The organism is Cryobacterium tagatosivorans, assembly GCF_004402215.1.
In the GTDB taxonomy this organism is placed as follows: Bacteria; Actinomycetota; Actinomycetes; order Actinomycetales; family Microbacteriaceae; genus Cryobacterium; species Cryobacterium tagatosivorans.
This window is the reverse complement of the sequence record NZ_SOEZ01000024.1, coordinates 1-23,766: the sequence shown is the minus strand read 5'-3', so window position 1 is coordinate 23,766 and position 23,766 is coordinate 1. Positions and strand designations below refer to the sequence as shown.

At 65.3% G+C, this 23,766-nt stretch carries 21 protein-coding genes and 3 pseudogenes; 8 read left to right on the top strand and 16 right to left on the bottom strand.

The window, feature by feature from the left end; genetic code table 11:
- Positions 1–52 precede the first annotated feature (52 nt).
- Complete coding sequence (locus E3O23_RS04645) at positions 53–412, top strand: YidH family protein (protein WP_134488630.1); 360 nt, start codon at positions 53–55, stop codon at positions 410–412.
- The gene (locus tag E3O23_RS04640; protein ID WP_166790406.1) at positions 409–756 is read left to right on the top strand and encodes a DUF202 domain-containing protein; all 348 of its coding nucleotides are present in this window, start codon (positions 409–411) and stop codon (positions 754–756) included. The genes E3O23_RS04645 and E3O23_RS04640 overlap by 4 nt, the downstream gene beginning before the upstream one ends.
- Positions 757–1,218: 462 nt before the next feature.
- On the opposite strand, the gene E3O23_RS18675 is transcribed toward E3O23_RS04640, so the two are convergent.
- From E3O23_RS18675 to E3O23_RS04590, 11 genes and pseudogenes are all read right to left on the bottom strand, one after another.
- Positions 1,219–1,344 carry a hypothetical protein gene (locus tag E3O23_RS18675; RefSeq protein ID WP_255453289.1) on the bottom strand — a complete coding sequence of 42 codons (126 nt, stop codon included), beginning with the start codon at positions 1,342–1,344 and terminating at the stop codon, positions 1,219–1,221.
- 19 nt (positions 1,345–1,363) lie between these two features.
- Positions 1,364–1,600: pseudogene (locus E3O23_RS18840) on the bottom strand (mannitol dehydrogenase family protein); the annotation flags it as partial.
- A gap of 10 nt (positions 1,601–1,610) precedes the next feature.
- A complete protein-coding gene (locus E3O23_RS04630; protein ID WP_166790404.1) occupies positions 1,611–2,990 on the bottom strand; it encodes a sulfatase family protein in 1,380 nt (459 codons plus the stop codon).
- Between the two features lie 26 nt (positions 2,991–3,016).
- Positions 3,017–3,892 carry a formylglycine-generating enzyme family protein gene (locus tag E3O23_RS04625; protein WP_134488624.1) on the bottom strand — a complete coding sequence of 292 codons (876 nt, stop codon included), beginning with the start codon at positions 3,890–3,892 and terminating at the stop codon, positions 3,017–3,019.
- A 23-nt stretch (positions 3,893–3,915) separates the two neighbouring features.
- Positions 3,916–4,269, bottom strand: coding sequence for a DUF202 domain-containing protein (locus E3O23_RS04620; protein WP_166790403.1), 354 nt, complete (start codon positions 4,267–4,269; stop codon positions 3,916–3,918).
- Positions 4,266–4,628, bottom strand: a complete 363-nt coding sequence (locus tag E3O23_RS04615; RefSeq protein ID WP_134488620.1) for a YidH family protein — start codon at positions 4,626–4,628, stop codon at positions 4,266–4,268. Before E3O23_RS04615 ends, E3O23_RS04620 begins: the two co-directional genes overlap by 4 nt.
- The gene (locus E3O23_RS04610; RefSeq protein WP_134488618.1) at positions 4,625–6,037 is read right to left on the bottom strand and encodes a sulfatase family protein; all 1,413 of its coding nucleotides are present in this window, start codon (positions 6,035–6,037) and stop codon (positions 4,625–4,627) included. The genes E3O23_RS04615 and E3O23_RS04610 overlap by 4 nt, the downstream gene beginning before the upstream one ends.
- Before the next feature lie 31 nt (positions 6,038–6,068).
- The gene (locus tag E3O23_RS04605; RefSeq protein WP_241983324.1) at positions 6,069–7,655 is read right to left on the bottom strand and encodes an arylsulfatase; all 1,587 of its coding nucleotides are present in this window, start codon (positions 7,653–7,655) and stop codon (positions 6,069–6,071) included.
- On the bottom strand, positions 7,652–9,178 hold the full coding sequence (locus E3O23_RS04600; protein ID WP_134488616.1) for a tripartite tricarboxylate transporter permease: 1,527 nt from the start codon (positions 9,176–9,178) through the stop codon (positions 7,652–7,654). The genes E3O23_RS04605 and E3O23_RS04600 overlap by 4 nt, the downstream gene beginning before the upstream one ends.
- A complete protein-coding gene (locus tag E3O23_RS04595) occupies positions 9,169–9,750 on the bottom strand; it encodes a tripartite tricarboxylate transporter TctB family protein (protein WP_134488614.1) in 582 nt (193 codons plus the stop codon). The genes E3O23_RS04600 and E3O23_RS04595 overlap by 10 nt, the downstream gene beginning before the upstream one ends.
- Before the next feature lie 4 nt (positions 9,751–9,754).
- A complete protein-coding gene (locus tag E3O23_RS04590; RefSeq protein WP_134488612.1) occupies positions 9,755–10,741 on the bottom strand; it encodes a tripartite tricarboxylate transporter substrate binding protein in 987 nt (328 codons plus the stop codon).
- Positions 10,742–10,910: 169 nt separating this feature from the next.
- On the opposite strand from E3O23_RS04590, the gene E3O23_RS04585 reads away from it, so the two are divergent.
- Together E3O23_RS04585 and E3O23_RS04580 are read left to right on the top strand one after the other, a co-directional pair.
- Complete coding sequence (locus E3O23_RS04585; RefSeq protein ID WP_134488610.1) at positions 10,911–12,065, top strand: ROK family transcriptional regulator; 1,155 nt, start codon at positions 10,911–10,913, stop codon at positions 12,063–12,065.
- On the top strand, positions 12,062–13,411 hold the full coding sequence (locus E3O23_RS04580) for a sulfatase family protein (RefSeq protein ID WP_134488608.1): 1,350 nt from the start codon (positions 12,062–12,064) through the stop codon (positions 13,409–13,411). The genes E3O23_RS04585 and E3O23_RS04580 overlap by 4 nt, the downstream gene beginning before the upstream one ends.
- 443 nt (positions 13,412–13,854) lie before the next feature.
- Here the strand turns inward: E3O23_RS04580 and E3O23_RS04575 are convergent, their stop codons facing one another.
- From E3O23_RS04575 to E3O23_RS04565, 3 genes are read right to left on the bottom strand one after another with little or no spacing between them, the layout of a single operon-like run.
- Complete coding sequence (locus E3O23_RS04575; protein WP_198415134.1) at positions 13,855–14,889, bottom strand: NAD(P)-dependent alcohol dehydrogenase; 1,035 nt, start codon at positions 14,887–14,889, stop codon at positions 13,855–13,857.
- Entirely contained in the window at positions 14,886–15,695 is an 810-nt protein-coding gene (locus E3O23_RS04570) for an iron-sulfur cluster assembly protein (RefSeq protein WP_241983323.1), read from the bottom strand. The genes E3O23_RS04575 and E3O23_RS04570 overlap by 4 nt, the downstream gene beginning before the upstream one ends.
- On the bottom strand, positions 15,692–16,738 hold the full coding sequence (locus E3O23_RS04565) for an amidohydrolase family protein (protein WP_134488606.1): 1,047 nt from the start codon (positions 16,736–16,738) through the stop codon (positions 15,692–15,694). Before E3O23_RS04565 ends, E3O23_RS04570 begins: the two co-directional genes overlap by 4 nt.
- Before the next feature lie 162 nt (positions 16,739–16,900).
- On the opposite strand from E3O23_RS04565, the gene E3O23_RS04560 reads away from it, so the two are divergent.
- From E3O23_RS04560 to E3O23_RS04550, 3 genes and pseudogenes are all read left to right on the top strand, one after another.
- Entirely contained in the window at positions 16,901–18,409 is a 1,509-nt protein-coding gene (locus tag E3O23_RS04560) for an AAA-type ATPase lid domain-containing protein (protein WP_134488604.1), read from the top strand.
- Positions 18,410–18,564: 155 nt separating this feature from the next.
- A pseudogene (locus E3O23_RS04555) lies at positions 18,565–19,712 on the top strand (glycerol dehydrogenase).
- A gap of 306 nt (positions 19,713–20,018) precedes the next feature.
- Positions 20,019–20,768 carry an MIP/aquaporin family protein gene (locus tag E3O23_RS04550; protein WP_134488761.1) on the top strand — a complete coding sequence of 250 codons (750 nt, stop codon included), beginning with the start codon at positions 20,019–20,021 and terminating at the stop codon, positions 20,766–20,768.
- Between the two features lie 539 nt (positions 20,769–21,307).
- On the opposite strand, the pseudogene E3O23_RS04545 reads toward E3O23_RS04550, so the two are convergent.
- A pseudogene (locus E3O23_RS04545) lies at positions 21,308–21,552 on the bottom strand (dihydrofolate reductase family protein); the annotation flags it as partial.
- A 43-nt stretch (positions 21,553–21,595) separates the two neighbouring features.
- Here E3O23_RS04545 and E3O23_RS04540 point away from each other — a divergent pair.
- Positions 21,596–22,822, top strand: a complete 1,227-nt coding sequence (locus E3O23_RS04540) for an ATP-binding protein (protein WP_478213506.1) — start codon at positions 21,596–21,598, stop codon at positions 22,820–22,822.
- 163 nt (positions 22,823–22,985) lie between these two features.
- On the opposite strand, the gene E3O23_RS04535 is transcribed toward E3O23_RS04540, so the two are convergent.
- Positions 22,986–23,477, bottom strand: a complete 492-nt coding sequence (locus E3O23_RS04535; protein WP_241983322.1) for a WxL domain-containing protein — start codon at positions 23,475–23,477, stop codon at positions 22,986–22,988.
- Between the last annotated feature and the right edge of the window lie 289 nt (positions 23,478–23,766).

Sequence of the window (23,766 nt, the reverse complement as noted above, 5' to 3'; positions counted from 1 at the left end):
TCCTTTTCGGGCATAGTCTGAGCGCGGTTACGACGGACTGCGGAAGGACCCCATGGTGACGAAACGATTCCCCTCGGCTGTGTTCGCGCACGGAGAGGAGCCCGACGCGCGGTTCAGCCTTGCGAACGAACGAACGTTCCTCGCCTGGATCCGCACGTCGCTCGCGCTCATCGCCGCCGGCGTCGCATTAGAAGTGTTGCAGCTGCCGATCGAGCCGGCCCTCCGGCTGGCGGCGGCGTTCCTCTTCCTTCTGCTCGGCGTCGTCGCCCCGGCGCACGCCTGGCTCAACTGGATCCGCACCGAACGCGCCCTGCGCGAGAGCAAGCCCCTCCCCGGGCTTGGGTTCTCCGGCATCCTCGCCGCCGGCGTCATCCTGTGCGGGCTCCTCATCGGCATCGGGTTGCTGTTGTGACCTCGACCGAACTCTTCGACGAGGGGCTGCAACCCGAGCGCACCCACCTCGCCTGGCAGCGCACGCTGCTCGCGCTCGGTCTGGGGTGTGCGATCTCGGCTCGGCTGACGGCACCTCATCTCGGCCTGCTCGGAGTTGCCGCGTCCCTCGCGGGGCTCGCCGCGGTTGTGGTCGTCGCCTGTGTGCTGGTTCGGATCCGTTATCGTCGGATTACTCACTCTTTGCGCTCGACGCAAACCCTCGCTCTGGTGAGCGCGTGGCCGCTCGCGCTGGTCGCCCTCGCGACGCTGGCACTCGCTGTGCTCGCCACCCTATTCGTGGTGTTCGGGCTACTGCTGGCCTGAGGTTGGCCGCTCCGCCACGAACGCCGAATGCTGCAGTTCCATGTGAATGCTGCAGTTGGACGCAGCATCCCGGACTCGTCACGCATCCGGGCCTGCGCCCGACTCTGCCCGTTTGCCAAGAGGCGACGACGCGGATGGTGCCGACTTCGCCCGCGCGCGTCCGCCGCCTAGGCATGAGAGTCCAGTCCCTCGAACCAGGCGAGCACCTCGCGCCGGAGGTACCGGACGTGAAGCCCCCTGCGCCGCCACGGCGGTCCGCTGCGGGTATGGTGCAAAGCGGCCCGCAGTCGGCCGAACCAACGCGTAGTCAGCCGAGTCGACCGCGGCCGTCGTCGCCGAAACGACCTGGGCGAGGCGTTTGTGGACGTCAAAGTGGCCATTTGGGACGCAAACACGGTGTGTGGATACACGAAAACCCCTCTCCAACCTCGTCGCGCTTCCCTCCTTCTGCGACGCCTTCGGCTACGGTTCGGAGAATGTGCCGGCGATGACGATGAGTGGCTCGGGCCGGGTGCGGGCGGCGAGGCCCTTGGCGATCACGGGGGCCACGAACTGGAGGATGCGGGCGCCCACCGCGGTCGTGACCACATCGGCGTTTGGCGATCTTGGCGATCACCTCCGCCGCGTGGCATTTCGAGTTGATGTCGCGGTAGTTGTCGACCACCTTGGTGACGGCGCCGTCGCCGGCCTCGATCACTTGGTAACTCGACTGGCTCTGGAGGGCGCCGACGAGGTAGTCGCTCACGTCTGCGAAGACGACTTCGTACCGGCTCTCGTGCAAACCCTGGGCGACAAAGTCCCGCCCGATCTTGCCCGCTCCGAAATGCACACCTGTCTTGCGCATGCCCCCGATCCTACGGCCGGGTCCTCTCCGCTTCGAGTTCGGCGTGAAGTTCGGCCACGATTTCCGGCCGCGCCTCCCAGAGGTCGCTCTGCTCCCCCGGATCGGAGACCAGATCGAACAGCGTGCCCCGCTGCGGGGGCTCGGCGGGATGGCCGACCGGTTCGCTGAATCCGCCCGAGCCGGTCGAGAATACGGCCTTGTATCGCCCCCTGCGCACCCCGAACGAGCCATCGTTCGAGTGGTGGACAAGGGTCCGGTCCACACCGTCAGCGGAACCGCGGAGTAGATAGAGGATGCTGCGGCCATCCTCCGCCGCCCCCTCCGGCAAGGCGCAGTCCGTGGCTGCCGCGATCGTCGGCAGGAGGTCGGTGAGGCTGATCGCCTGCTCGATGACCCCCGATTCCGGGATGCCGGCGGGCCAATGCACCACGAACGGTTCGCGGTGGCCGCCCTCCCAGATGTCGGCCTTCTGGCCGCGCCAGGGTCCGTTGGGCGCATGCGCCGGATCACTCTCCTCCGGAAACCTCGTGGGAGCGCCGTTGTCACTCGTCACGATGAGGAGCGTGTCGTCGAGCATCCCGAGTCTCTCAAGAGCCTCGACGACCTGCCCGACAGCCCAGTCGACGACCCCAACGCAATCGCCGCGGACACCCGCTCGCGAGGTTCCCGCCGCGAATACCGGCGGCACGTTCGGCCTGTGCGGCGCCGCCGTCGCCAGATAGAGGAAAAACGGCGTGGTGCCCGCCGTCTCGAGCCAGTCGACTGCCTGCCGCACCACCCGTGCGTCGACGTCTGAGTCCACCCAATCGTCGGCGGCCAACCCCGGCCGCTGATTGCCGACGAGTTGCTTCTGCGCCACCAGCGCTCCCAGGGGGCGGTCCTGGTCGATGAAGCAGTAAGGCGGCATGTCCAGGGAGCCTGCGGTACCGAAGAAGCGATCGAAGCCGAGTTCGAGCGGACCACCCGTCAAGGGCACCGAGTAGTCGATCTCCGGCTCCGGATTGAGTGGATCCCAGGCTGCAGATTCGGGCGTGGAGAACGCGTCGCACACCGAGCCGTCATTGCTCGTCCACCCCAGGCCGAGGTGCCATTTCCCGAAGGCTCCGGTGCGATAGCCGTTCGCCCGCAGAAGGGAGGCGATCGTCGTTCGGCCCGGCTCGATGATCGGCGGACTGAACGGACCGAGCACGCCGCTCTTCAAGGGCCCACGCCAGCAGTACCGACCGGTGAGCACGCCGTACCGGCTCGGAGTGCACACCGCGGACGAGGAGTGGGCGTCAAGGGCTCGCACACCCTTCGCGGCGAGTCTGTCGATCTGCGGAGTGTCGATGTGGGTCGCGCCGTAACAGCCTAGGTCGCCCCAGCCCATGTCATCGGCAAGGATCAGCACGACATTCGGCGGGGCCTTTCGCGTGTTCATCCCAAGGACCTCGCGCAGCGGAAACCGATGTGCGTGGTCGAGGAGTCCTCCGACTGGGCGGACCGGGCGGCCGGGCGGTAACGCAGGCAATACTCCGGCGCGCACAGGTGCGATCCGCCCTTGAGGGCCCGCTGGTTTTGGTCCGCCGACCTGGCGTGGTCGTCGACCGGACCGCACGAACAGGTCGGGGCCTCGTGCCGGGCGTTGTATTTCGAACTCGTCCACTCCCAGGTGTTTCCCGTCACATCGACGAGGCCGTATCCATTGGAGTCGAACGAGCCGACCGGTGAGGTTCCGACCCATCCGTTGGCTCCCGTGTTCAGGTAGGGGAACCGGCCCTGCCAACTGTTGGCCTTGAGTTGATCGGGATGCTGCGGCTCGTCCCCCCACGCGAAACGCGCGCCCTCGAGCCCGCCCCGCCCGGCGAACTCCCACTCGGTCTCGGTGGGCAGCCGCACCCCCGCCCAGTCGCCGTACGCGAGCGTGTCCGCATACGCGACCTGCACCACGGGATGGTCGAGCTTGTCTTCAACTGAACTTCCCTCGCCCAACGGCTCCCGCCAGAACGCCCCGGGGCGCCACGCCCACCATTGGCGCCAGTCGGCGAGGTTCACCGGCCCGGCGGTCGGAACGAACACGAGCGAGCCGGCCCGAAGATCGGGGAGTTCCGCGCCGGAGAAGTCGGCAGGATCGAGTGGTTTCTCGGCGACCGTCACGTATCCCGTCGCTTCCACGAACAGTGCGAAGTCGCGATTGGTCACGGGAGCGCGATCGATCTCGAACGCCGCAACGCTCGCCTCGTGCACCGGTCCCTCCTCGGGATAGAACTCCTCGGAACCCATGAGAAACCGGCCCGCGGGTATCAGGACCATGTCGCGCGCGCTCTGGCGCCCGCTCACCGCCAACCCCCGGTGACTGCGACACCGATGACGAAGATCCCACCGAGCACCGCGATGAGAAGCGCCGCGCTGGCGAGACCGGCAAGCGGTAGTGCCGCTCCACCGTGCGGCGTGCCCGAGTGGAGTGCGGCGTGAACGCGACGGTAGCGCTTCGTCGCTCCGACGTACACGGCGGCGGCGAAGCCGATACCGACGATGCCGATCGAACTCATGGCGGGCCAGGGCCCTGTGATCGTCAGGCGCACCGCGACGGCGCAGCCGAGCCCCAGCGCGAGCGCAGTGCGGCGCCAGGCCAGCAGCGTGCGCTCCGGCTGGAGCCCCGCGTCGAACGGCGCTTCGATTGAGGTCACACCAGCAACCCGACGACGATGACCAGCGCCCCGATCAGCGCGCCCGTTGCGATGACTGCGGTGAATCCCGCCCCGGGGAGTGCCTTCGCCAGGCGCAACGACAGCTCGACACGCGACCAGCCGATCCAACTCTGCACCGCTGCAAGGGCACCGAGTGCGATGAAGAGGATGGCCATGCTCAGCCGGATTGGCGGTGCAGTGGGGATCTGCAGCGCCTCCAGTGCGACGCCCAGCGCAATGAGCGCGAGCGACGTGCGAATCCACGCCAGGGACGTTCGCTCGTTGGCGAGGCTGAACCGAGGGTCAGGCTCGTCGCCGAGGCGATAGACGGAATGCGGGAACCGTTGCGGTCCAGTCATCTCACTCTCCTTCCGCTTGCATCCAACAACGCGGGAATCGGCTGGCTGGGATGCGGCTCGTCGCCGAGTTCACTCTGCCTGAGCCACATCCTCCGCTTCAGATCCTCACGAATCTCACGGTAGTCGGGATCGTGGTAGACGTTGCGCACCTCCTCCGGATCCGCCTGGAGGTCGTAGAGCTCCCACTCGGGCGGATAGGTGTACCGGCCGGTGCCCTGCATGCCCTCGCCGTCGTTGTAGAAGTAGATGAGCTTGTGGGTCTGCGTGCGGTACCCGTAGTGCGCCGGTGCGCGGTGATTGGCGTCGTCGTTCTCGAAATAGCGGTAGTACATGCCATCGACGGGCTCGGTGGCAGCGCCGGTGAGATCGGGCCAGAAGCTCCTGCCGTGCATGCGCGGATGCGCTTCGACTCCGGCAACCTCGAGGATCGTCTGGGCGATGTCGACGTTCGTCACGATGCCGTCGAAGACCTGTCCGGCCTCAAGCCCGCCCGGGTACGAGAGCACGAACGGCATCCTCAGCGACTCCTCGTACATGAACCGTTTGTCGAACCAACCATGTTCGCCCAGGAAGAAGCCCTGGTCCGAGCTGTACATGAGCAGCGTGTCCTCGAACAGGCCTCGGTCCCGCAGCCAATCCGTCACGCGACCCACGTTGTCGTCGACGGAGGCGATGCAGGCGAGGTAATCCTCCATGTACCGCTGGTACTTCCACAGGGCCATCTGCTCGTAGCTGAGACCTTCGGGAACGGGCTGCTTGAGGTCTTCCTCGGCGAGGAACTCAGCGATCCGCATCGACGCCCGACGAGCCGACGCCGAGCGCGTGGACATGTCGTCGGTGAATGTCGAGGGCACCGGAATGTCCTTGTACATCCCGGCGTGCTTCTCGTCTGGTTCCCACGGCCGGTGGGGCGCCTTGTGATTGATGAGGATGCAGAAGGGCTCGTCTCCCCCGAGGGACCCCAGCCAGTCGAAGGAGAGGTCGGTGATGACGTCGGTCGCGTATCCAGGGACGGTGCGGAGTCCATTGGCCGAGAGGAACTGGGGGTCGAAGTACTCGCCCTGGTCGATGATGACATCCCAGTACTCGAAGCCCTGCGGGTCGTGATCGCCGCCGTGCCCCATGTGCCACTTCCCGACGATCGCGGTGCGGTAGCCCGCCTCGCGCAGGAGGCTGATGAAGGTCGGCTGGCTCGCGTCGATGGGCGTCTCGAGGCCCTTGACACCGTTGACGTGGCTGTAAGTGCCCGTGAGGATCGAGGCGCGCGAGGGAGAGCACAACGAGTTGGTGGCGAAGCAGTTCTCCAGCAGCCAGCCGTTCTCGGCGATCTCGTCGATACGCGGCGTCACGTTGACCACCGATCCGTACGCGCCCACAGCATGGGCGGCATGGTCGTCCGTCAGAATCATCACAATGTTTGGTCGGCGGGCGGCGCTCACTTCAGTCCTCTCTGTTGCTGTGCTCGGGTGCGGCGCTCGCGGCCGGCGGGACTTTCGCCGCCCGCTCGGCCCGATGCTCGAGCACCGTGGTCCACGGGATGACACCTACCGAATCGGCCCAGGCCTGCCATTGCGCGACAAGGCCCTCCAGGAGAGCTGCCTCGATCTGCGAGAGATCGTTCAGTTCCGCACGGTCGACGCTCATATCGTATAGCTCCCACGGCCCGTTCCAGGTTCGAACGGACTTCCACCTGCCCATGCGTATTGCGGCGTTGCCCACGTGCTCCCAGTAGAGCGCGTGGTCGTCGGCACTTTCACCGCCTCGCCACACGGGCAGCATGCTCGAGCCGGGGCCGCCGGCCGGGGACAGGCCTGCGGCATCGAGGAGCGTCGGAAGCACGTTCGTCAACTGGAACGGGGCAGCGACGACGGATCCGTCGGCCAGCCCACCAGCCGGCCACGAGGCGATGAAGGGTGTCGCGATGCCTCCCTCGTGCACCCAGCGCTTGTAGTAGCGGAACGGTGTGTTGGAGAGATTCGCCCAGGCGGTGCCGTAGCTCGCATAGGTGTCAGCTGGACCGGGCACGATGTCGGGTTCGTTTCCAATGCGCATCGGCCGCCCATCCATCGCATGGGACGGTTGGCGCTGGCGGAACAGGGGTGCATCGGCGGGCGGCATGCTCTCGGCACACGCGCCGTTGTCCGAGAGGAACACCACGAGGGTGTCTTCGGTGAGGCCCGCGGCTTCGACGGCGTCCAGGACAGTGCCTATTCCGCGGTCCATGCTGTCCACCTGGGCGGCGTAGACGCTCATCCTGCGCGCCTCCCAATCGTGGTCGGCCGCGTCATCCCACGCTGTCTGGCTCGGATCGCGGTCACTCAGCGTGGACTCAGAACCGAGGATGCCCGACTCGACGAGTCGACGCCTCCTCTCGCTCCGCAGCTCGTCCCATCCGCGCGCATACACCTCGTCGTAGTCGTCGACGATGTCGGCAGGAGCGTGGAGAGGCCAGTGCGGTGCGGTATAGGCGAGGTAGAGGAAGAACGGCGTGCTCGCCGCCGCGCTCGTGCGCACGAATCCGGCAGCGTGCTCGCTCACGGCGTCCGTGAAGTAGTAACCGGCGCCCGGGATCTCGAGCCGCGCTTCTCCGCGGTACAGCTCTCGAGGGTGGAAATAGTCGCCCGCCCCGCCGAGGATCCCGTAGAAGTCGTCGAATCCACGCCGCGTGGGCCAGCTGTCGTTCGGCACAGTCGTGTCACTCGACAGGTGCCACTTACCCGAGAGACAGGTCGCATAGCCTGCGGCTTTGAAGTGCTCTGCGGCGGTCGCGTGATCGCGGCTGAGCGTTCCAGGGTATCCCCATGGCCGATCGTCGTCGTTGAGGATGCCGATACCCGTCTCGTGCGGGTGTCGGCCGGTGAGCAGGCTCGCCCTTGAGGGGCTGCAACGGGCCGTGTTGTAGAACTGGCTGAGCCTCAGGCCCGAGCCGGCGAGCCGGTCGAGGTTGGGAGTCGCTATCTCGCCGCCGAAGCTGCCCAGGTCGGAGAACCCCATGTCGTCGGCGAGGATCAGGATGACGTTGGTCACGACGCGTCGACCTCCAGGTCGAGCACGGACCGTTGGTGGCGCTTCTTCGCGATCGCCTTCAGCACGACCGGAACGATGGCGATGAGCGCGGTCATGATGATGATCGTCGTCGAGATCGGTCGATCGAAGAGGTAGAGCGGATCGCCGTCGGCGAGGGACACTGTCTGCGTCAGCGAGGACTCGAGGATCGGCGCGATGACGAAGGCGAGCATCACGGCGACACGCGAGATGCCGAGCTTGGCCATCAGGTAGCCGATCACACCCATGACGAGGAGCCAGAAGACGTCGACTAGCTGCCCCCGTGTGGCGATCGTGCCGATGATGGCGATCACGACGACGAAGGTCAGCAGCAGGTCACGAGGAATGCGCAGCAGGCTCGTGAACATGCCGACGAGCGGCAGGTTGAGCGCAAGCAGCGCGAGGTTCGCCGCATAGAGCCCCGCGATAAGGGTCCAGAACAGCACGGGCTCGTTTTCCATGAACAGCGGGCCCGGGATGATGCCCTGCACGGTGAACCCGGCGAGGAGAAGAGCGGTTGGACCGTTGAAAGGAAGCCCAAGGACGAGCAGCGGCACCATAGAGCCACCCGCAGAGCCGTTGTTTGCCGCCTCGGGTCCGGCGACGCCCTCAACAGCCCCCTTGCCAAACTCATCCTTGCGCTTGGATATGCGCTTCTCGAGGGCGTACGAACCGTAAGAGGACACCGCCCCCGACGGTCCGGGGATGAGCCCGAGCACGAAGCCGATGATGCCGCCGCGGAAGGCTGGACCCACCGATCGGCGCAGTTCCGTGCGGTTGGGCCACAGGCTGCGGAAGGGGACCTTGGGCATCGACTGCACCGTGCCCCTCCCCTCGGCGAGGAGCAGGATCTCCGAGATACCGAAAAGACCCACTGCAACCGAGGTGATCTCGATGCCCTGGAGGAGGGGGGTAAGGCCGAAGGTGAAACGCACGTTGCCACTCGTGGCGTCCAGGCCGATGGTGGCCAGAATGAGGCCGAGGCCAACGGCCGCGAATGTCATGATGGTGGACCCGCCCGTCAGCCGGGAGAGAGCGACGAGGGCAAAGATCGCGAGCATCAGGTATTCGGGGCTCGCGAACTGCGTCGCGAAATCGCTCAGCGGCCCAGCGACGACCATGAGGAGCACTACGGCGAGCGTCCCCGCGAGGAACGAGCTCAGGGCTGCGATCGCCAGCGCGGCACCCGCCCTCCCTTTCTTGGCCATCGGATAGCCATCCAGCGTGGTCACGACGGAAGAGGCCTCGCCAGGCACACCGATGAGAATCGCGGAGGTCGACCCTCCATATTGCGCGCCGAGGTATATGCCGGACGTCATGATAAGACCCGCGGCGGGGTCAAGCGTGAAACTGATCGGCAGCAAGAGCGCCATGGCACCCACGGGTCCGATGCCCGGGAGGACGCCGACGATGCTCCCGATGAGCACGCCGACGAGCAGGGTAAGCAGCAGGATGGGGTTGAAGACCGCTGCGAAGCCCTCGAGGAGGTTCGAGATCAGATCCATGAGGAGATCGCCAATCGGAAGAGGCCGGTGGGGATACGCAATCCCAGGAGTTCGACGAACAGGAGGTCGGTGCCGATGCCCACGGCCAGGGCGATGATTACGACCTGCCACCACGGCCGCTTGCCGAACAGCACGACGAGCAGCACCGTGAGGATCATCACGGTGATGATGTGGCCCAGAAGGCCGACGATCGCGAGATACATGGCGATCGAGCCGAGGATCGCCACGAGTCGCAGCGAGAGATGACCCGTGCCCCGCTCCCATGCGTCGGTGCGGCGGCGCAGTGCGAGTCGCACGAGGTCGATGGCCAGGAACACCACCATGATCGTGCCTGACACGACCGGGAAGAAGCCCGCGCCGGGGTCACCCTCGTCGTTGATGAATCGCATCTGCGAGGCAGTTACGAGGTAGACGATTCCGATCGCGACCAGTGCTGCATCGAAGGCGATCCTGGCCGCGTCACCGGGATTCCACACCGCGACGTCGGGCCCGGTGTCGGTGGTGGGCCCGGGTTCCTCACCCGGGCCCACCACCGTTGCGGGACCCTCGAGATTGTCCTGAGGGTTCGACATCGGATTACTTCTTCAGGTCCATCTCGTCGATCAGCGCGATCGAGTCGGCATCGGTCTGGGCAGCAACGTCCGCGAACTCATCCCACCCGACGAAGGACGGGATGCCGAACGTCTTGGTGATGTAGTCCTGGTAGGACTTGCTCTCGACAGCGCGGCCGACGGCATCCGAGAGGATGGCAACGACGGCCGGGTCCATCCCAGCGGGGCCGAAGAGTCCTTCCCAACCGTTCCAACGGTCCGTGTCGTAGCCCTCGTCGGCGAATAGCGCAACGTCAAGGCTGTCAGGGGCATCGAAGGCTCCGACGTAGATGAGGTCTCCCTTGTCGACGTACTGCACCACCGGACCGAACTGCGCGACGGAGACGTCGACCGTGCCGTTCACGGCGGGTAGCACCATCTGCCCGGCGTCGAAATAGACCGGCTTGACGTCGATGCCCGCCGCCTGCTCGAGCAGCGCCAGCTGGAGGTCCTGCCCGGACGCGCGATTACCCAATCCGACCGTGAACTTCCCGGGGCTGGCCTTGGCGGCCTTGACGAAGTCCGCAATGGTCTCGATTCCGCTGTTGGGGCTCGTGAACATCACATTTGCAGTCGTGCTGGTCTCGGCGATCGGGGTGAGGCTCTCGAGACCCTGGAACGGAGTGTCGATGAGACGGCTCTGAACCGAGATGCCCGTCGCGGCGACGTACCCGATCGTGTAGCCGTCCGGGGCAGCGGAGGCGAGCTCGAACTGGCCGATCGTCGAAGAGCCACCTTCGATGTTCTCGACGATGACGCTCACCCCGAGGTCGCTCTCGAGTTCCAGGGCGATCACGCGAGCACTCGCGTCAGGGCCGGATCCGGCCGGGAACGGCACGATGAGGGTGATGGGTGACTCCGGGAACGGATTCTCCGGGGATGCGCTCTCGCCGGTCGACGGGGTGGCTGAACACGCCGCAAGGCTGAGGACGGCGAGCAGCGCTAGGGGCGCTGTGGCCTTGGCACGGAACATGGGGAACTCCTCTTCATTGAGTTAGCTAGCCGTGGGTACGGCGGGCCATGATCTGACGACGATGGATCGAAAACCTTGGTCGATTTATTTGTTCAAGTGGAGAAAATAACACTAAAGTAACTTATGCGTCAAGATGGGCGACCGGGCAGACCTTGCGGAAGGATGAGCGATGGCGATGATTGCGAAAAATGAACGAAGCCCGCACGAGGCACTGATACTGCGCCTGCTGCGTGATGAGCCCCCGCATTCACGCACAACGCTGTCCGACGCCACAGGGCTCTCCCCCACCACAATCACCAAGATCGTGGGACCGCTCATCTCACGCGGACTACTGACAGAGCGCGAAGTTGGCGTTCGGGGTGTGGGCCGCCCCGCACTCATCCTCGTCCCCGTCCCGGATGCGGTAACCGTTGTCGGCGTGCAGCTGGGCGTCGGCACGATCAAGGTGGGCCTGACGGATGCGCGGGCCAGCGTGCGATCGGCCGAGGCACGTTCATTCGACCCAACTGCTCCGGTTGAAGACGTGATCGAGCTAATCGCGAATACCGTCTCCTCCGTCCTGGAAGCCGACGATGGCGCACCGTGCTTGGGCGTCGGCATCGGGGTGCCCGCGCCCGTCGACGAAGCGCACCGGCGCATCGAGCTCTCGATCAACCTAGGCTGGAAGCAGGTGCCGATATCGGACATGCTGGAGGCGCGCCTCCACCTGCCGGTCGTGGTCGATCACAACGTGCGGTCCATGGCGCTCGCTGAGGCTCGATACGGCGAACACGAGGTCAACAGCATCGCCTACGTCTACGTCAAGACCGGTCTGGGCTTCGGGGTCGCCGTCAAGGGCCAGCCCTTCTACGGCAGCCCGGGTGGTGAAAGCTATCTCGGCCACACCCGCGTCGTCGAACAGGGCGAGCTGTGCTCATGCGGCGCCCGAGGATGCCTTGAGACGATGGTCTCTGAGCCGTACATCCTCAGGCGCCTCGCCGCTATCGATCCGACTTTCGATCCCGCGGGCAACGTACTCGCGATCCTGCACGAGTGGGCCAGCCGCGGTGAGCCGGCCGCGGTCGAACTCGAGGACAACATCATCGGACACATGAGTAACGCAGTCGCGACGGTCGTCAACCTGTTCACGCCTGGACTTCTCCTTCTCGGCGGAATCTTCGCGATTTCGCCGGCGCCCATGATCTCCGCGATCCGCGAGCAAACCCGCGAGCAGATCTTCCCCCTGCTCCGTGACGCGCTACGGGTCGAGTCCGCGGACGCGTCGCTGGAGTCGGCCGTGAGCGCGGGAGCATCTGTAGCCCTTGAGGAGTTGCTGTACCGATGACCGATCGCTGGAACATCCTGCTCATCACCGCCGACGACCTCGGGGGTGACACACCCTCGAGCTTCGGGGGGCCTCCCGGCGTGATGCCGGCGGTCGACGGTCTCGCGGGCGAAGGCATGGCCTTCCATCGGGCGCACGTCGCCGCCGCCGTATGCCAGCCAAGCCGCTCGGCGATGCTTACGGGACTGTGGCCGTACCGCAACGGTGCTGAGGGCTTCGAGCCCATCGCCGACGGTATCCCGGTGCTCACCGACTACCTGCGCGAGGTCGGGTATCAGGCCGGCATCCTGGGCAAGGTCGACCATCTCCAGCCGGTCGATCGGTTCGGATGGGTGACCTGGATATCGATGCGAGAACTGGGAATGGGACGGGATCCACAGGCGTACTCGAGCGCGGCAACGAGCTTCTTCGCGACGCACGCCGACGAACCGTGGTTCCTCATGGCCAACGCCCACGACCCGCACCGCCCGTTCGACGGGAGCGCAGACGAGACTGCGAGGTTCGGCGAAGAGGACCTCGCTCGCATACCGGCGCCATCCCAGCGATACCGCCCGGGCGAGCATCCAGTGCCGGGCTTCCTCCCGCGCCTGCCGGGCGTGGAGCAGGAGTATGCACAATACCTCTCGTCCTCGAGACGTTGCGACGACGTCGTGAAGGCACTGCTGGTCGCACTCGACCACTCGGGCCAAGCCGACCGCACGATCGTCATATTCCTCTCTGACAACGGGATCGCCGTGCCTTTTGCCAAGGCGAACTGTTACCTGCAGAGCACCCGCACACCCCTAGTGATCCGTTGGCCGGGGCGCACCACACCGGGGGCAGCGGACGAGGAACACTTCGTGTCGGCACTCGACCTCTTCCCGACCCTGTGCGAGGCCGCGGGCATCCCGACTCCGGCCGGTCTCGACGGCCGATCCCTCACGGGCCTCATCGACGGCGCTTCGGAGGCCGATCGCGACCTGGCCTTCACCGTGTTCCACGAGACTTCGGCAAAACGCCGCTTCGAGATGCGGTGCGTGCAGGACAGCGACTTCGGCTACATCTGGAACGCCTGGTCCGACGAAGGTGTCGAGTACGAGGCCGAGAACATGGAAGGCATGACCTGGTCCGCCATGAGCGGCGCGGCCGCCGAAGATCCCGAAGTCGCCGCCCGAGTCGAGTTCTACGTGCGGCGCGAACCGGAAGAGCTCTATCAGCTCACCACCGATCCGAACTCGCTTGTGAACCTCGCCGGAGACCCGGCATTCGAGGCCGAGGCCACGCGACTGCGCGCCACGATGGCCGAGTGGCTCGAATCGACCGGCGACTTCCTCGCCGAGCGCTATCGGAGGGACCTCGCCGCCTGAGGGCGACTAGTTCTAGGTCCCGTGGGTCAGGTTGCCCTGAATCGTCGTTCAACGAACGTGATTCTGAAGTCGCAGTTTGTCTAGGGTTCCGATCGGGGGCACTAATCATGTAATCGTGTCGCATGGTCGCTCCTCTAGCATTCGACGATCGGTGGCCCTCGTCTCAGATGATCAGAGGGTACCTGTGCTGTTTGTTCGGCTCCTTGCCGGAGCGCCTGCTCACAGTTGCGTCCCCGTGAGTGGTGTGGCTCCCCGCGGGGCGTTGCTGGTCGAGCTCGTCGAGACCGCAATTCCGGGGACCGCGGCCGTCCCAGAGATGAGGCCCAGTCGTGCCCGCGGCGGTCTCGACCGGTTGTCGAGCCAGTCGAGACACGATCAATGGTGGGCGGGTCTCGGCGGGTTCGCCAGGGGCGCGCCCGCCTACGCATCGGGCGGTGAGTCCATCACGGTACCAGGATGGCGCGTCCGCGGACCTTGCCGGCGTCGAGGTCGCTGATTGCCTGCTGGAAGTCGCTGAGCGCATATTTTTGTGTGTGGAGCTTGACGGCGCCGCGCGCGGCGAGGGCCATGAGGTCCTGCAGGTCGTTGTAGGAACCGACGAGATTACCGATGATGTTAATTTCCGCCGACACGATGTCGATCGTGGGTACGTTGATGTTCTCGCCGTAACCGACCACGTAGTAATCCCCTGCCCGGCGCAGCATCGCAACGCCGTCGGCTGTTGCGCCGCCCTCACCGACGAAGTCGATGAGGGCTTCGGCGCCCCGGCCCTCGGTAAGCTCAAGTACGTGTGTGACCTGCGTCCCATCAGAGATGACACCGGCGTCGGCCCCGATCGACTTGGCCAGGTCGAGGGCAGCCTGGTTGCGGTCGACGACGATGATACGGGCGGGGGTGAGCGCCTTAAGCACCTGGATCCCGATGTGGCCCAGGCCTCCTGCGCCCACAACGACGCAGGTATCGCGCGAGGTCAGCCGTTTGGCTGCCTTGGCCGCCGCGTGATAGGCGGTGAGGCCGGCATCCGCCAGGGCAGCGACGTCCGCCGGTTCCAGCGAGTCGTCGATTTTGACGACGGAGCGCGCGGACGTGCAGAGGTACTCGGCGTAGCCGCCGTTGGAGTCGATGCCGGGAAATTTGCTCTCCTCGCAGTGCACGTCATCGCCCGACCGGCAGGCCCGGCACAGCCCGCACGTGACGAGGGGATGGAGGATGACCTTGTCGCCTTCTTTCACGTTGGTGACGGCGCTGCCGATGGCGTGCACCCAGCCGGCGTTCTCGTGGCCGATCGTGTACGGCAGCTGGACCTGTGATTTCTCTGCCCACTGGCCCTCGAGGATGTGCAAGTCGGTGCGGCACACGCCGGCTCCCCCGATCTTGACGAGGACATCCCACGGGCCGGTCACTTCGGGGATGGGGGCCTCTGTCATCTGCAGGTCTTCGTGGTAACCGACGACCTGGACGGCTCGCATGGTCCTCATGGGTGGATCTCCTTGACTGTGATCGGAAGTAGCTGGTGATGTTCGGCCGCCTCGGGCCGGTAAGCCTGGTCGGCTTCGGCTTCGGCGTAGCGGGTGCGCAGCAGACCGCGGCAGAAGTGCGCATTCCCGTCGATGGATACGCGCGTCGAGCGCGCACGCCGCAGTGCCATCGGCACGTCCTCGGGTGCGTAGGGGTGGCCCTCGTGGTCGACGAGGACGACGGCGTCGGGGCCCTCGGGCAGTCCGAGGACTGCCCGCCGACGCAACAGCGAATCAGTGTGCTTCGCGGGCGGCAGTTCGCGCAGCCGTACCGTGCCTACGGCCGTCTCGGCGAGCGAGGGGTCGGAGCGCAGCAGGTCGCTGAGGCAACGTTCCATCGCTGCGGTGTGCGCTTTTCGGCGGAACGTCCACCGCAGCTCGTCAAGAGACTCCTCGGCCTCGTGCCGGAAGGTCCCTCGGTAGCCGGCGTCAGCCGCGAGGCCCACGTTGATGATCTCGGAGTCGTGGTGATCGTCGAGTTCGACGACCACCTTCGCCATTCCCTTCAGCGCCGCGACGGCATCCTTGGCATCGGAGGCCATCAGGTAGGCGAAGTTCGGCGAGCAGAACGAGGTGGGCAAGCGCAGATGGATGACGGCCTGCGCCCCTTCCGCATCCGCTGTGACGGTAACCGACCGGACGAACCCGAGGTCGGTGATCGGCTCGTCCAGTTCGGGATCGACGACGGCGTCCAATGCACGACGGACGTCCTCCTCCCCCAACGCCCCGGAAACCCTGATTTCCGGCTCGGAAAGCGTGACGATCACAGGGCGCCTGCCAGGTCCACCCGCTCTGGTTCACGGGGTCCGGTCTCCGGTTCTGCCGCGCGTGGCAGTTGGAGCTCGGCGGGGACGGGGATGTCGTACATCTTCGCCGCGTTGAGTCCGAGGATCTTCTTCTTCTGGTCGGTGGTGATCGGGCCGTACTCCGTCATGTCCTCCGGGATCTGGAAGTCGACGAAGCGCTCGATCAGCCAGCGTGGTGTCCACAGGGCGTAGTCGCTGGAGAACTGGAGGCGGTCCTCACCCACCCAGTACAGGAGTTCACCGATGATCTGGGCGAAGTAGCGCGGCCGTGTGTGCATGAAGGGCATCGCGACAGCCAGTCCGCCATGGACGTTGGGCTCCTGCGTGGCGATCCAGCAGAAGTCTTCGAGTCGCGGCAGTCCGACGTGCTCGACCACGAAATTGAGATCGGTGAAGTCGGTGGCTGCGTGGTCGATGTCGGCGACGTCGAAAGCGTCGCGGTCGAGCGGGCGGATCGTCGGACCCTTATGGACGTGAATGTTCTTGATGCCAAGCGTGCGGCATTCCTCGAAGTAGCGGTAGGCCCATGGGTCCGAAAGCTTGTAACCGCGCGAGGCGCCGTTCCACTCCGCTGTGTAGAGCTTGACGCCCTTGAAGCCCATCTTTTCGTGGTCTGCGCGTAGCCGGTCGAGGCCGGCCTCTCCATCGCGGGGATCGAAGTTGTGGTTGTAGGTGAGCTTGTCGGGATTGGCTGCGGCGAGGTCATAGGCCTCCTTGGTCTGTCCGAAGCCGCTCTTGTAGAATTCGCCGAGATGGGCCGGCTGGAAGATCGCGTGATCCACGTATCCGTCGTCGAAGATGTCCTTCATGAGGCGCTGACCGCCCTGGTAGAGGTACTCCTCGTAGGTCCACACCTCCTCCTGGGGAGAGAGGTTGCGGTGGTAGTCGTAGAAGCAGTCAATGAATTGCTTGCCGTGGATATTGCGTTGATTCTCCGGCCGAGCGTCCCACAGGGCGATGTGGGCGTCGACAATGAAGTAACTTTCGCCATCTTTGGTATACATGCGTTGTCTCCTTCTCGCGACTGCCTTAGTCGCGACAACATCGACAGTAGGCAGACGCAGGACATGTCGACCTGTGCCGCGTGTCTCACTTTGAGACGGACAACGGCGACGCCTCCGGCACAGGAGGGCTACTCTCGATGTACCGAGACAAGGAGGTCGGCGATGGCGCCGAACCTGGACATAGGGCTCCCGACGCCAATGCGCGGGCCGCACGACGGTCAGGTCGTCAGTGCGGCCAAGCGAGTTCAAGCGTCCTGGCAACGCAGTGAGGACTATGGCGTCTCGGCCGAGACCGTGGACCCTGTATGGGCCGGTTCGGTCGCGACCGACTCGCTGTTCTTCCAGTGCGGACAGGATGTGCTCAGCGGCCTTCATGGGATTCTCGCCAACGAGCCTGTGAGCTTGATGCTCACCGACGCCGACGGGCTTGTCCTCAACCGATTCAGTGGCGACACCTCGCTGCTGCGGGCACTCGACAAGGTGCACCTGGCGCCGGGCTTCGCGTTTTCTGAACGCGTGGCCGGAACGAACGGAATGGGACTTGCCTTGGCGGACCGGACCGCCAGTCTGGTACGAGCCGAAGAGCACTACACGGCAAGCCTGCGCACCTACACGTGTGCCGCTGTCCCGGTGCTCGACCTCCGCAGCGGCCGGCTCGAAGGCAGTGTGAACATTACGACCTGGTCGCGTTCGTCACCGGAACTCCTGCTGGCGCTGGCGCAATCGGCGGCGAGCAACACCTCGGCGCTCATGCTCGCCCGGTCACAGGGACGGACGGTCAAACCGGAAGCCCGGGGCGGGGTCTTCCGGGTGCAGCGCGGCGGCCTGGAACCGGGTTCGGGGACACTTCGGGACCTTTCCTCGATGTGGACAGGGGCTCTTATTCAGGCGGTCCATGCGCTGGCAGCGGGCCGGGTGCTCGCCGCAGTCGGCGAGCACGGCACCGGGCGAGCCACACTTCTGGGGCAGGCCCTGCGTCAAGTCCACCCGACGAGCCGCATCCTGTGCGCCGCCGCTCCCGCACCCGAGGATGTCGACGCCTGGCTGTCGTTGTGGGTGCCAGAGCTGTCAAAACCCGAAACCGCTGTCATCGTCGAGAACGTCGACCGCCTGCCGGCGTGGGCAGCGCAGGAACTGCAGGCCCATGCACTGGGCGCCCTGCAGTCGCGGCCGGTGTCCACGGCGGGGACCCCTCCGGTCCTTGTCTGGGCAGTCACCGCTGAAGAGTTCGATGCGATTCCCCAGCCACTCGCCGCCCTAGTTGAGACAGTGGTGCCGGTCCCGGCCCTGCGTGAGCGCGGCGGCGCCGACATCCTGTCGCTGGCCCGCTATGCGGCCCGGCAGACCCGCCTTCGCGAAGTCGATTTCACCCCGGCTGCGGAGCGCGTGTTGACCGCCTACGACTGGCCCGACAACATCGACGAGCTCTTTCGGATTGTCCACACGGCAGCGCTGCGCACGGACACCATCGACGTGCGGCACCTGCCATCCGCACTTATCGGGCCCCGCGGCCGGCACCTCACGCGGATGGAGTCCATTGAGCGCGACGAGATCATCCGATGCCTCTTACGCCCCGGCATCACCGTTGGCGCCGCCGCCGCAGAGCTGGGTCTCAGCAGGGCGACAATCTACCGGCGGATGGCCAGACTCGAAATAGTCTCGCCCAAGTAGCGCAATCTCACTGACCTGCGGTGCGCGTCTCATTTTGAGACAGTCACCGTCATCAGGCTCGCCACCGGCGCAATATTCTCAAACCACCGGGGCGCGGGAAATGAGCTCCGGGAGGCCATCCGGCCCGCATCGACAATGACGTCAAGGAGTACCCCATGCCTGCAAGAAGTCCCATCCGCACAGTCATCAGCCCCGGTCGCTACGTCCAGGGGCCGGGAGCCATCGCTCGTTTGGGAGAGTTCCTCGCGCCCATCGGAAGCACACCCCTGATCGTTGCCGACGACGCCGTCTGGGGTTTCGTGGGACATGACGTAATTTCGTCCCTGAAGGCGGTCGGGCTGCCCGTCACCCGGGAGACGTTCCGCGGAGTCCCCTCAGCAAAAGAGATCGATCGCCTCGTCGAAGTGATCAAGAGCGCGCGGACGTCGTGGTCGCCGTAGGCGGCGGAAGCACGATTGATGCTGTCAAAGCATCCGGGTTTCTCGCGGGTATCCGATGGGTCACCGTACCCACGGTCGCTTCAACGGATGCGCCGACGTCGGCGTTGGCCGTTGTCTACACGGAAGATGGTGCATTCGAGGAGTACCGCTTCTTTCCTCGCAACCCGGACCTCGTCCTGGTCGACTCACAGATTGTTGCCAACGCCCCGGCGGCCTTCCTCGCAGCGGGTGTCGGCGACGCTTTGGCCACATGGCTCGAGGCGCGGGCAACCGCTGCATCCAACTCGCTGACCATGGCCGGGGGCCTTCCCACCCTCACCGGCACTGCCCTGGCCCGACTGAGCTGGGATATTCTCTGGGAGAACGCACTGCCGGCTCTCGACGCAGTACGCGACCACCTTGTCACCCCGGCAGTCGAGAAGGTCATCGAGGCGAATACCCTGCTCTCGGGCCTGGGATTCGAGTCCGGTGGTCTGGCCGCAGCCCACGCCATCCACAACGGACTGACGGCAGCACCGCAAACACACGGACTGGCCCACGGGCAGAAAGTGAACATCGGTTCGCTCACGCAGCTCGTGCTGGAGGGTGCACCGACCGGCGACATCCGTGACTTCATCGAATTCACTACGCGGGTGGGCCTGCCCACTACTCTCACCGAAATTGGACTGACGGTTGAGAACACCCACGAGCTCGAACTGGTCGCCAACGCAGCGACGGCGACAGGCGAGACCATTCATGCGATGCCTTTCGAAGTCCGGCCGGCCGATGTGATTTCGGCCCTCAAATCAATAGAGCGTTTCTCCCGCCGGGTCCGCGAGGAAGCAGGCCTCCCTGCGCCGAAGCCATACGTGGCCGCGCACTGACGCGTGCATGGGGTTTTCCTCCGCAATCGGACTGAAGTCCCTGATGACCTGATTGGTCGGTAGTCGCCCGCTTGAGTTGAGCGGCCGAAGCCGTGATCGTGGCCGTGATCGTCGCTGTATTCGATCGGTCGTTAATATTCATCGCCGACCGGCGGTTCCCACTGCCCAAAAATTTTCCCGCCGGGAGCCGGACGTCGGACCCGGCATGACACCGCAGGGCTGGCGGGGAGCAGCCCGGGCGCGACTCGCTCGTCGCCAACGGCCGACCATCACGTCGGCTGACCTCAGAAAATGAAGGAAACAAAGATGTCTCTTGGAATTGTCTTTTTGTCGGAAGTATTCGGTACGGGGATGCTGACGTTGCTCGGCTGCGGTGTGGTCGCCAATGTGGCGTTGAAGGGAACGAAGGGTAGCAACGGAGGGTTTTTGATGATCACGTGGGGGTGGGGCATCGCCGTTTTCGCTGGCGTCTACGTCGCCGCGCTGTCCGGCGCCCACCTGAATCCGGCCGTGACGCTAGGACTCGTCTTGAACGGCACGAAGGAGTTCGTCCCCGGAATCCCGGTCGATTTCCTTTCGACGATCACCTACTTCGGAGGCGAATTCATCGGGGCATTCCTGGGTGCTGTGGTCTGCTGGCTGTCCTACAAACAGCACTTCGATGCGGAGCCGCTGGCGGCCAACAAGCTGGCTGTATTCTCTACGGGACCAGCCATCCGCTCGAACGGGTGGAACCTGCTCACCGAGTTCGTCGGCACCTTCGTGCTGGTCTTCGTCATTCTTACCTTCGGCGGAACTCCATCCGGCCTCGGTCCGCTGGCGGTGGCACTTCTGGTGGTAGGCATCGGGCTTTCCCTGGGTGGGCCAACGGGCTACGCCATCAACCCCGCACGTGACCTGGGCCCTCGCATCGCACACGCCATTCTTCCCATCGAAGGCAAACGCTCAAGCGACTGGTCCTACGCATGGATCCCTATCATCGGCCCGCTGGCCGGCGGCGGTGTGGCCGGTATCGTGGCCTCGTTCATGCCAATAGTCTTCACGGCCGCGACGTAACTGTAGGTTACCTAGGACGTCGCATCGGCGGCCAGCCAGACTCTGGCTGACTGTCCCGCGCGCGTCAGGAGAGATTCGTGAGCAAGGCCCGACCAGCGATGGGTGACCCGGCCTCGAAGATCGCCCCTCCCGCTGATATGTAGTGCTCTTTGTCAAGTGCGCATTTTTGAGCGGCGTCCGTGATGCTTGTCGGGTGGAAGGTCGGATCGGGGTGGGAGCGTTCTTCTCCCGCCTCGATCCGAACGTTCCACCATGCTTTTTCGAGGAGTCCTATCCGGCGCAGCCAAGATTCGGCGGCTGGCATTGCGTCTCTGACTTCCTCTCCGCGGACAGCGGGTCTTCCACCGATAACCGCTGATCGGCAGGATACTGCGTAGTCCTATTCAGTGCTGCCCAGGCCGCTCATGGCTTAGGTCGTGACCGGATGGATGTTTTCCCGGCGGAATCGTAGCTCTCGGCGAATGTGGTCACCTGCTGGCCACCGACGTGGGGCCGCGGGTGGTGGATCTATTTCCCCCCACCGCTCGGAGGAATCGCGCTCAGCGCCTCGTCTCGTACCTGGTTAGGACCACGCCGCCGGGAAACGTCCGCGTCTCCACCAGGTCCAGGTTCACCCAGCTGTCCAGCGCGGTGAAGAACGGCGTGCCGCCGCCCACCAGGACCGGATAGGTGGCCAGCGCATACTCGTCGATCAGCCCGGCCCGCATGGCCGCCCGGCGAGCGTTGCGCCGCCGAGGATCTCGCGCAGGCCAGTGACGATCCCGCCGGTGTCCAGCCGCACAGAGTCCGCGTACGCAGGCCGATGCCCGTAATCGGTACGAAAGCCGATGCGGGCAGGTATGGTGGTGGCGAGACTCACAAGACTCACAGATCCAACAAGACTCACAAGACTCACAGCCACTCACAAGGAATCCACCATGGAGAACCCATTCCGGCCCTCAGCCGGCGCGACACCGCCGGAAATCATCGGCCGCGCAGGACTTCTCGACGAGTTCGACTACGGCCTACGCCTGGGTTCAGGGGCGCCGGGGCTCCTCACCATCTTCACCGGTGCCCGTGGCATCGGCAAGACCGTCATGCTCGGTGCCGCCCACGATATGGCCAGGGAACGCGGATGGGCCGTGATCTCCGAGACGGCCACCGGCGGCTTTATGGGGAGGATCGGCGAATCCATGCGCCAGCTGGCCGAAGAACTCGGCACCGGACCGCAGGGTCGCCGGATCACGGCGGTCTCCGTCGCCGGTTTCAGCCTCACGACAGAGCTCCCGCCCGAACGCCAGGTCGCCTGGCGGAACCTCGCTGAAGAACTCCTCCGGCTCANCGCGTGGCGGAACCTCGCTGAAGAACTCCTCCGGCTCATCCAGGGCCGTGGTACCGGTCTGGTCATCACCGTGGACGAAATCCACGCCGCTGACCGTGCTGAACTGGCGCAGCTGGCCGCCAGTGTCCAGCACCTGATCCAGGACCGGCTTCCCATCGGACTGGTCTTCGCCGGCCTGCCGGCCGCGGTGTCGGACCTGCTCAACGAAGGCGTGGCGACGTTCCTCCGCCGCGCCGACAAGATCGACCTGCATGCGGCCGCAGTCCGGGATGTGGAGACATCGTTCGCCGACACGTTCGCGGCGGCGGGGTTCAATATCTCACCGGCCCTGGTCCGTCAGGCCTCTGAAGCGACAGGAGGATACCCGTTTCTCATCCAGCTGGTCGGCTACTTCCTCTGGCGGGAAGCCGAAAACAACGAGGGATCGCTGGATGCTGAGGCTGTCGGCAGGGCCATTGAAGCCGCCCACCGACGCAACGCACGCACCGTGATCGAAGCTGCTCTCTCAACAGCCTCACCCAAAGACATGGAATTCCTTCATGCCATGGCCAAAGACGACGGACCCTCGGCCGCCGGCGACATCGGGCAACGGCTGGGCGCCAAGACAAACCTTGTCGCCAACTACCGGACACGGCTCCTGGCCGCCGGACTCATTGAATCGGTAGGGTACGGCACAGTCGACTTCGCCATCCCCGGTCTACGCCGGTATCTCAGTTCGAAGCCCACGGGCTGAGCCGCCCACCGGATCTGACAAAGTCACATTCTGGCACCGCAGTCATTGATCGAGGGCATCCGAGAACCGCGCGCCCAACCCAGCCCGCACCGGGACGCCCGCGCTCGACAGGGTGGAGTGCCCCTGATGGGCACGGCCGACGGGCTGCTCAACATGCTCGCTCTTAGGCGATGGTGTACGTGACGGTGGTCGTGTACGGGTTCAGGGCGCCGCTGGACCCAACGGCGTAGTTGGACCGGAAGGCGTTGGCGGGAATGGCCAGGCTGAACGAGGGGGTCAGGGTGTAGGTCCCCTTGTGCGTTGCCTCTGCCGCTACCAGGGCATGGGACGTCGTGAGAGCAGGTGCGGTGATTCCAGCTGCGGCGTCAGAGCCAGCGCCCGCGGTGATCGCGCCCGGGGTGATGGTCAGATTACCGACCGGAAGGGTGCGGGCGACCAATTCCGTGGTCCCCGCCGCGCTCGTGGGGACCGTGGCGCTGACCGAAACTGTCCAAGCCGCGCCAGTCCCACGGGCGTCAGTGATGCTCCACTGCGTCGAAGAACCCGTCGCCGCCTGGGTGTTGGATCCGTCAAAAGCGTCACGCCGCTCAGTGTGGCGCCCCGTTGTGGAAGTCAGGGTTCCACCGGAAACGGTGGAGTCCACAACGTCAGCCATGGCGGGCATGAGTCCGACGGTGACCAGGAGGGCGGCGGCAGCGAGCTAACGCACCAGAGAGGATGGTGTCGGCCTCGTCGCTGGCCTGGGGTCCGGGTGAGTCTCGTTGGTGAGGAATCCGGCTCCCGGGCCCTCGCATCGCCCCTTCGGCGGTCTGTGCTCATTGCCGCTGACGCGCGGGTTCCCGCCTTCCGTTGCGTTTGTGCAGATTGAGCCCGCGTGCCTGGGCCATGTCTCCGCCGGTCGCACTTTCGTCTGACGAGTCGCCTTCCCCTGAATGGGGGTCCTC

Coding starts and splice junctions, on each gene's coding strand:
- E3O23_RS04645 (WP_134488630.1), top strand. CDS start 53: ATGGTGACGAAACGATTCCCCTCGGCTGTGTTCGCGCACGGAGAGGAG.
- E3O23_RS04625 (WP_134488624.1), bottom strand. CDS start 3,892: ATGGTCCTGATACCCGCGGGCCGGTTTCTCATGGGTTCCGAGGAGTTC.
- E3O23_RS04615 (WP_134488620.1), bottom strand. CDS start 4,628: ATGACTGGACCGCAACGGTTCCCGCATTCCGTCTATCGCCTCGGCGAC.
- E3O23_RS04610 (WP_134488618.1), bottom strand. CDS start 6,037: ATGATTCTGACGGACGACCATGCCGCCCATGCTGTGGGCGCGTACGGA.
- E3O23_RS04600 (WP_134488616.1), bottom strand. CDS start 9,178: ATGGATCTGATCTCGAACCTCCTCGAGGGCTTCGCAGCGGTCTTCAAC.
- E3O23_RS04595 (WP_134488614.1), bottom strand. CDS start 9,750: ATGTCGAACCCTCAGGACAATCTCGAGGGTCCCGCAACGGTGGTGGGC.
- E3O23_RS04590 (WP_134488612.1), bottom strand. CDS start 10,741: ATGTTCCGTGCCAAGGCCACAGCGCCCCTAGCGCTGCTCGCCGTCCTC.
- E3O23_RS04585 (WP_134488610.1), top strand. CDS start 10,911: ATGGCGATGATTGCGAAAAATGAACGAAGCCCGCACGAGGCACTGATA.
- E3O23_RS04580 (WP_134488608.1), top strand. CDS start 12,062: ATGACCGATCGCTGGAACATCCTGCTCATCACCGCCGACGACCTCGGG.
- E3O23_RS04575 (WP_198415134.1), bottom strand. CDS start 14,889: ATGAGGACCATGCGAGCCGTCCAGGTCGTCGGTTACCACGAAGACCTG.
- E3O23_RS04565 (WP_134488606.1), bottom strand. CDS start 16,738: ATGTATACCAAAGATGGCGAAAGTTACTTCATTGTCGACGCCCACATC.
- E3O23_RS04560 (WP_134488604.1), top strand. CDS start 16,901: ATGGCGCCGAACCTGGACATAGGGCTCCCGACGCCAATGCGCGGGCCG.
- E3O23_RS04550 (WP_134488761.1), top strand. CDS start 20,019: ATGTCTCTTGGAATTGTCTTTTTGTCGGAAGTATTCGGTACGGGGATG.
- E3O23_RS04535 (WP_241983322.1), bottom strand. CDS start 23,477: ATGGCTGACGTTGTGGACTCCACCGTTTCCGGTGGAACCCTGACTTCC.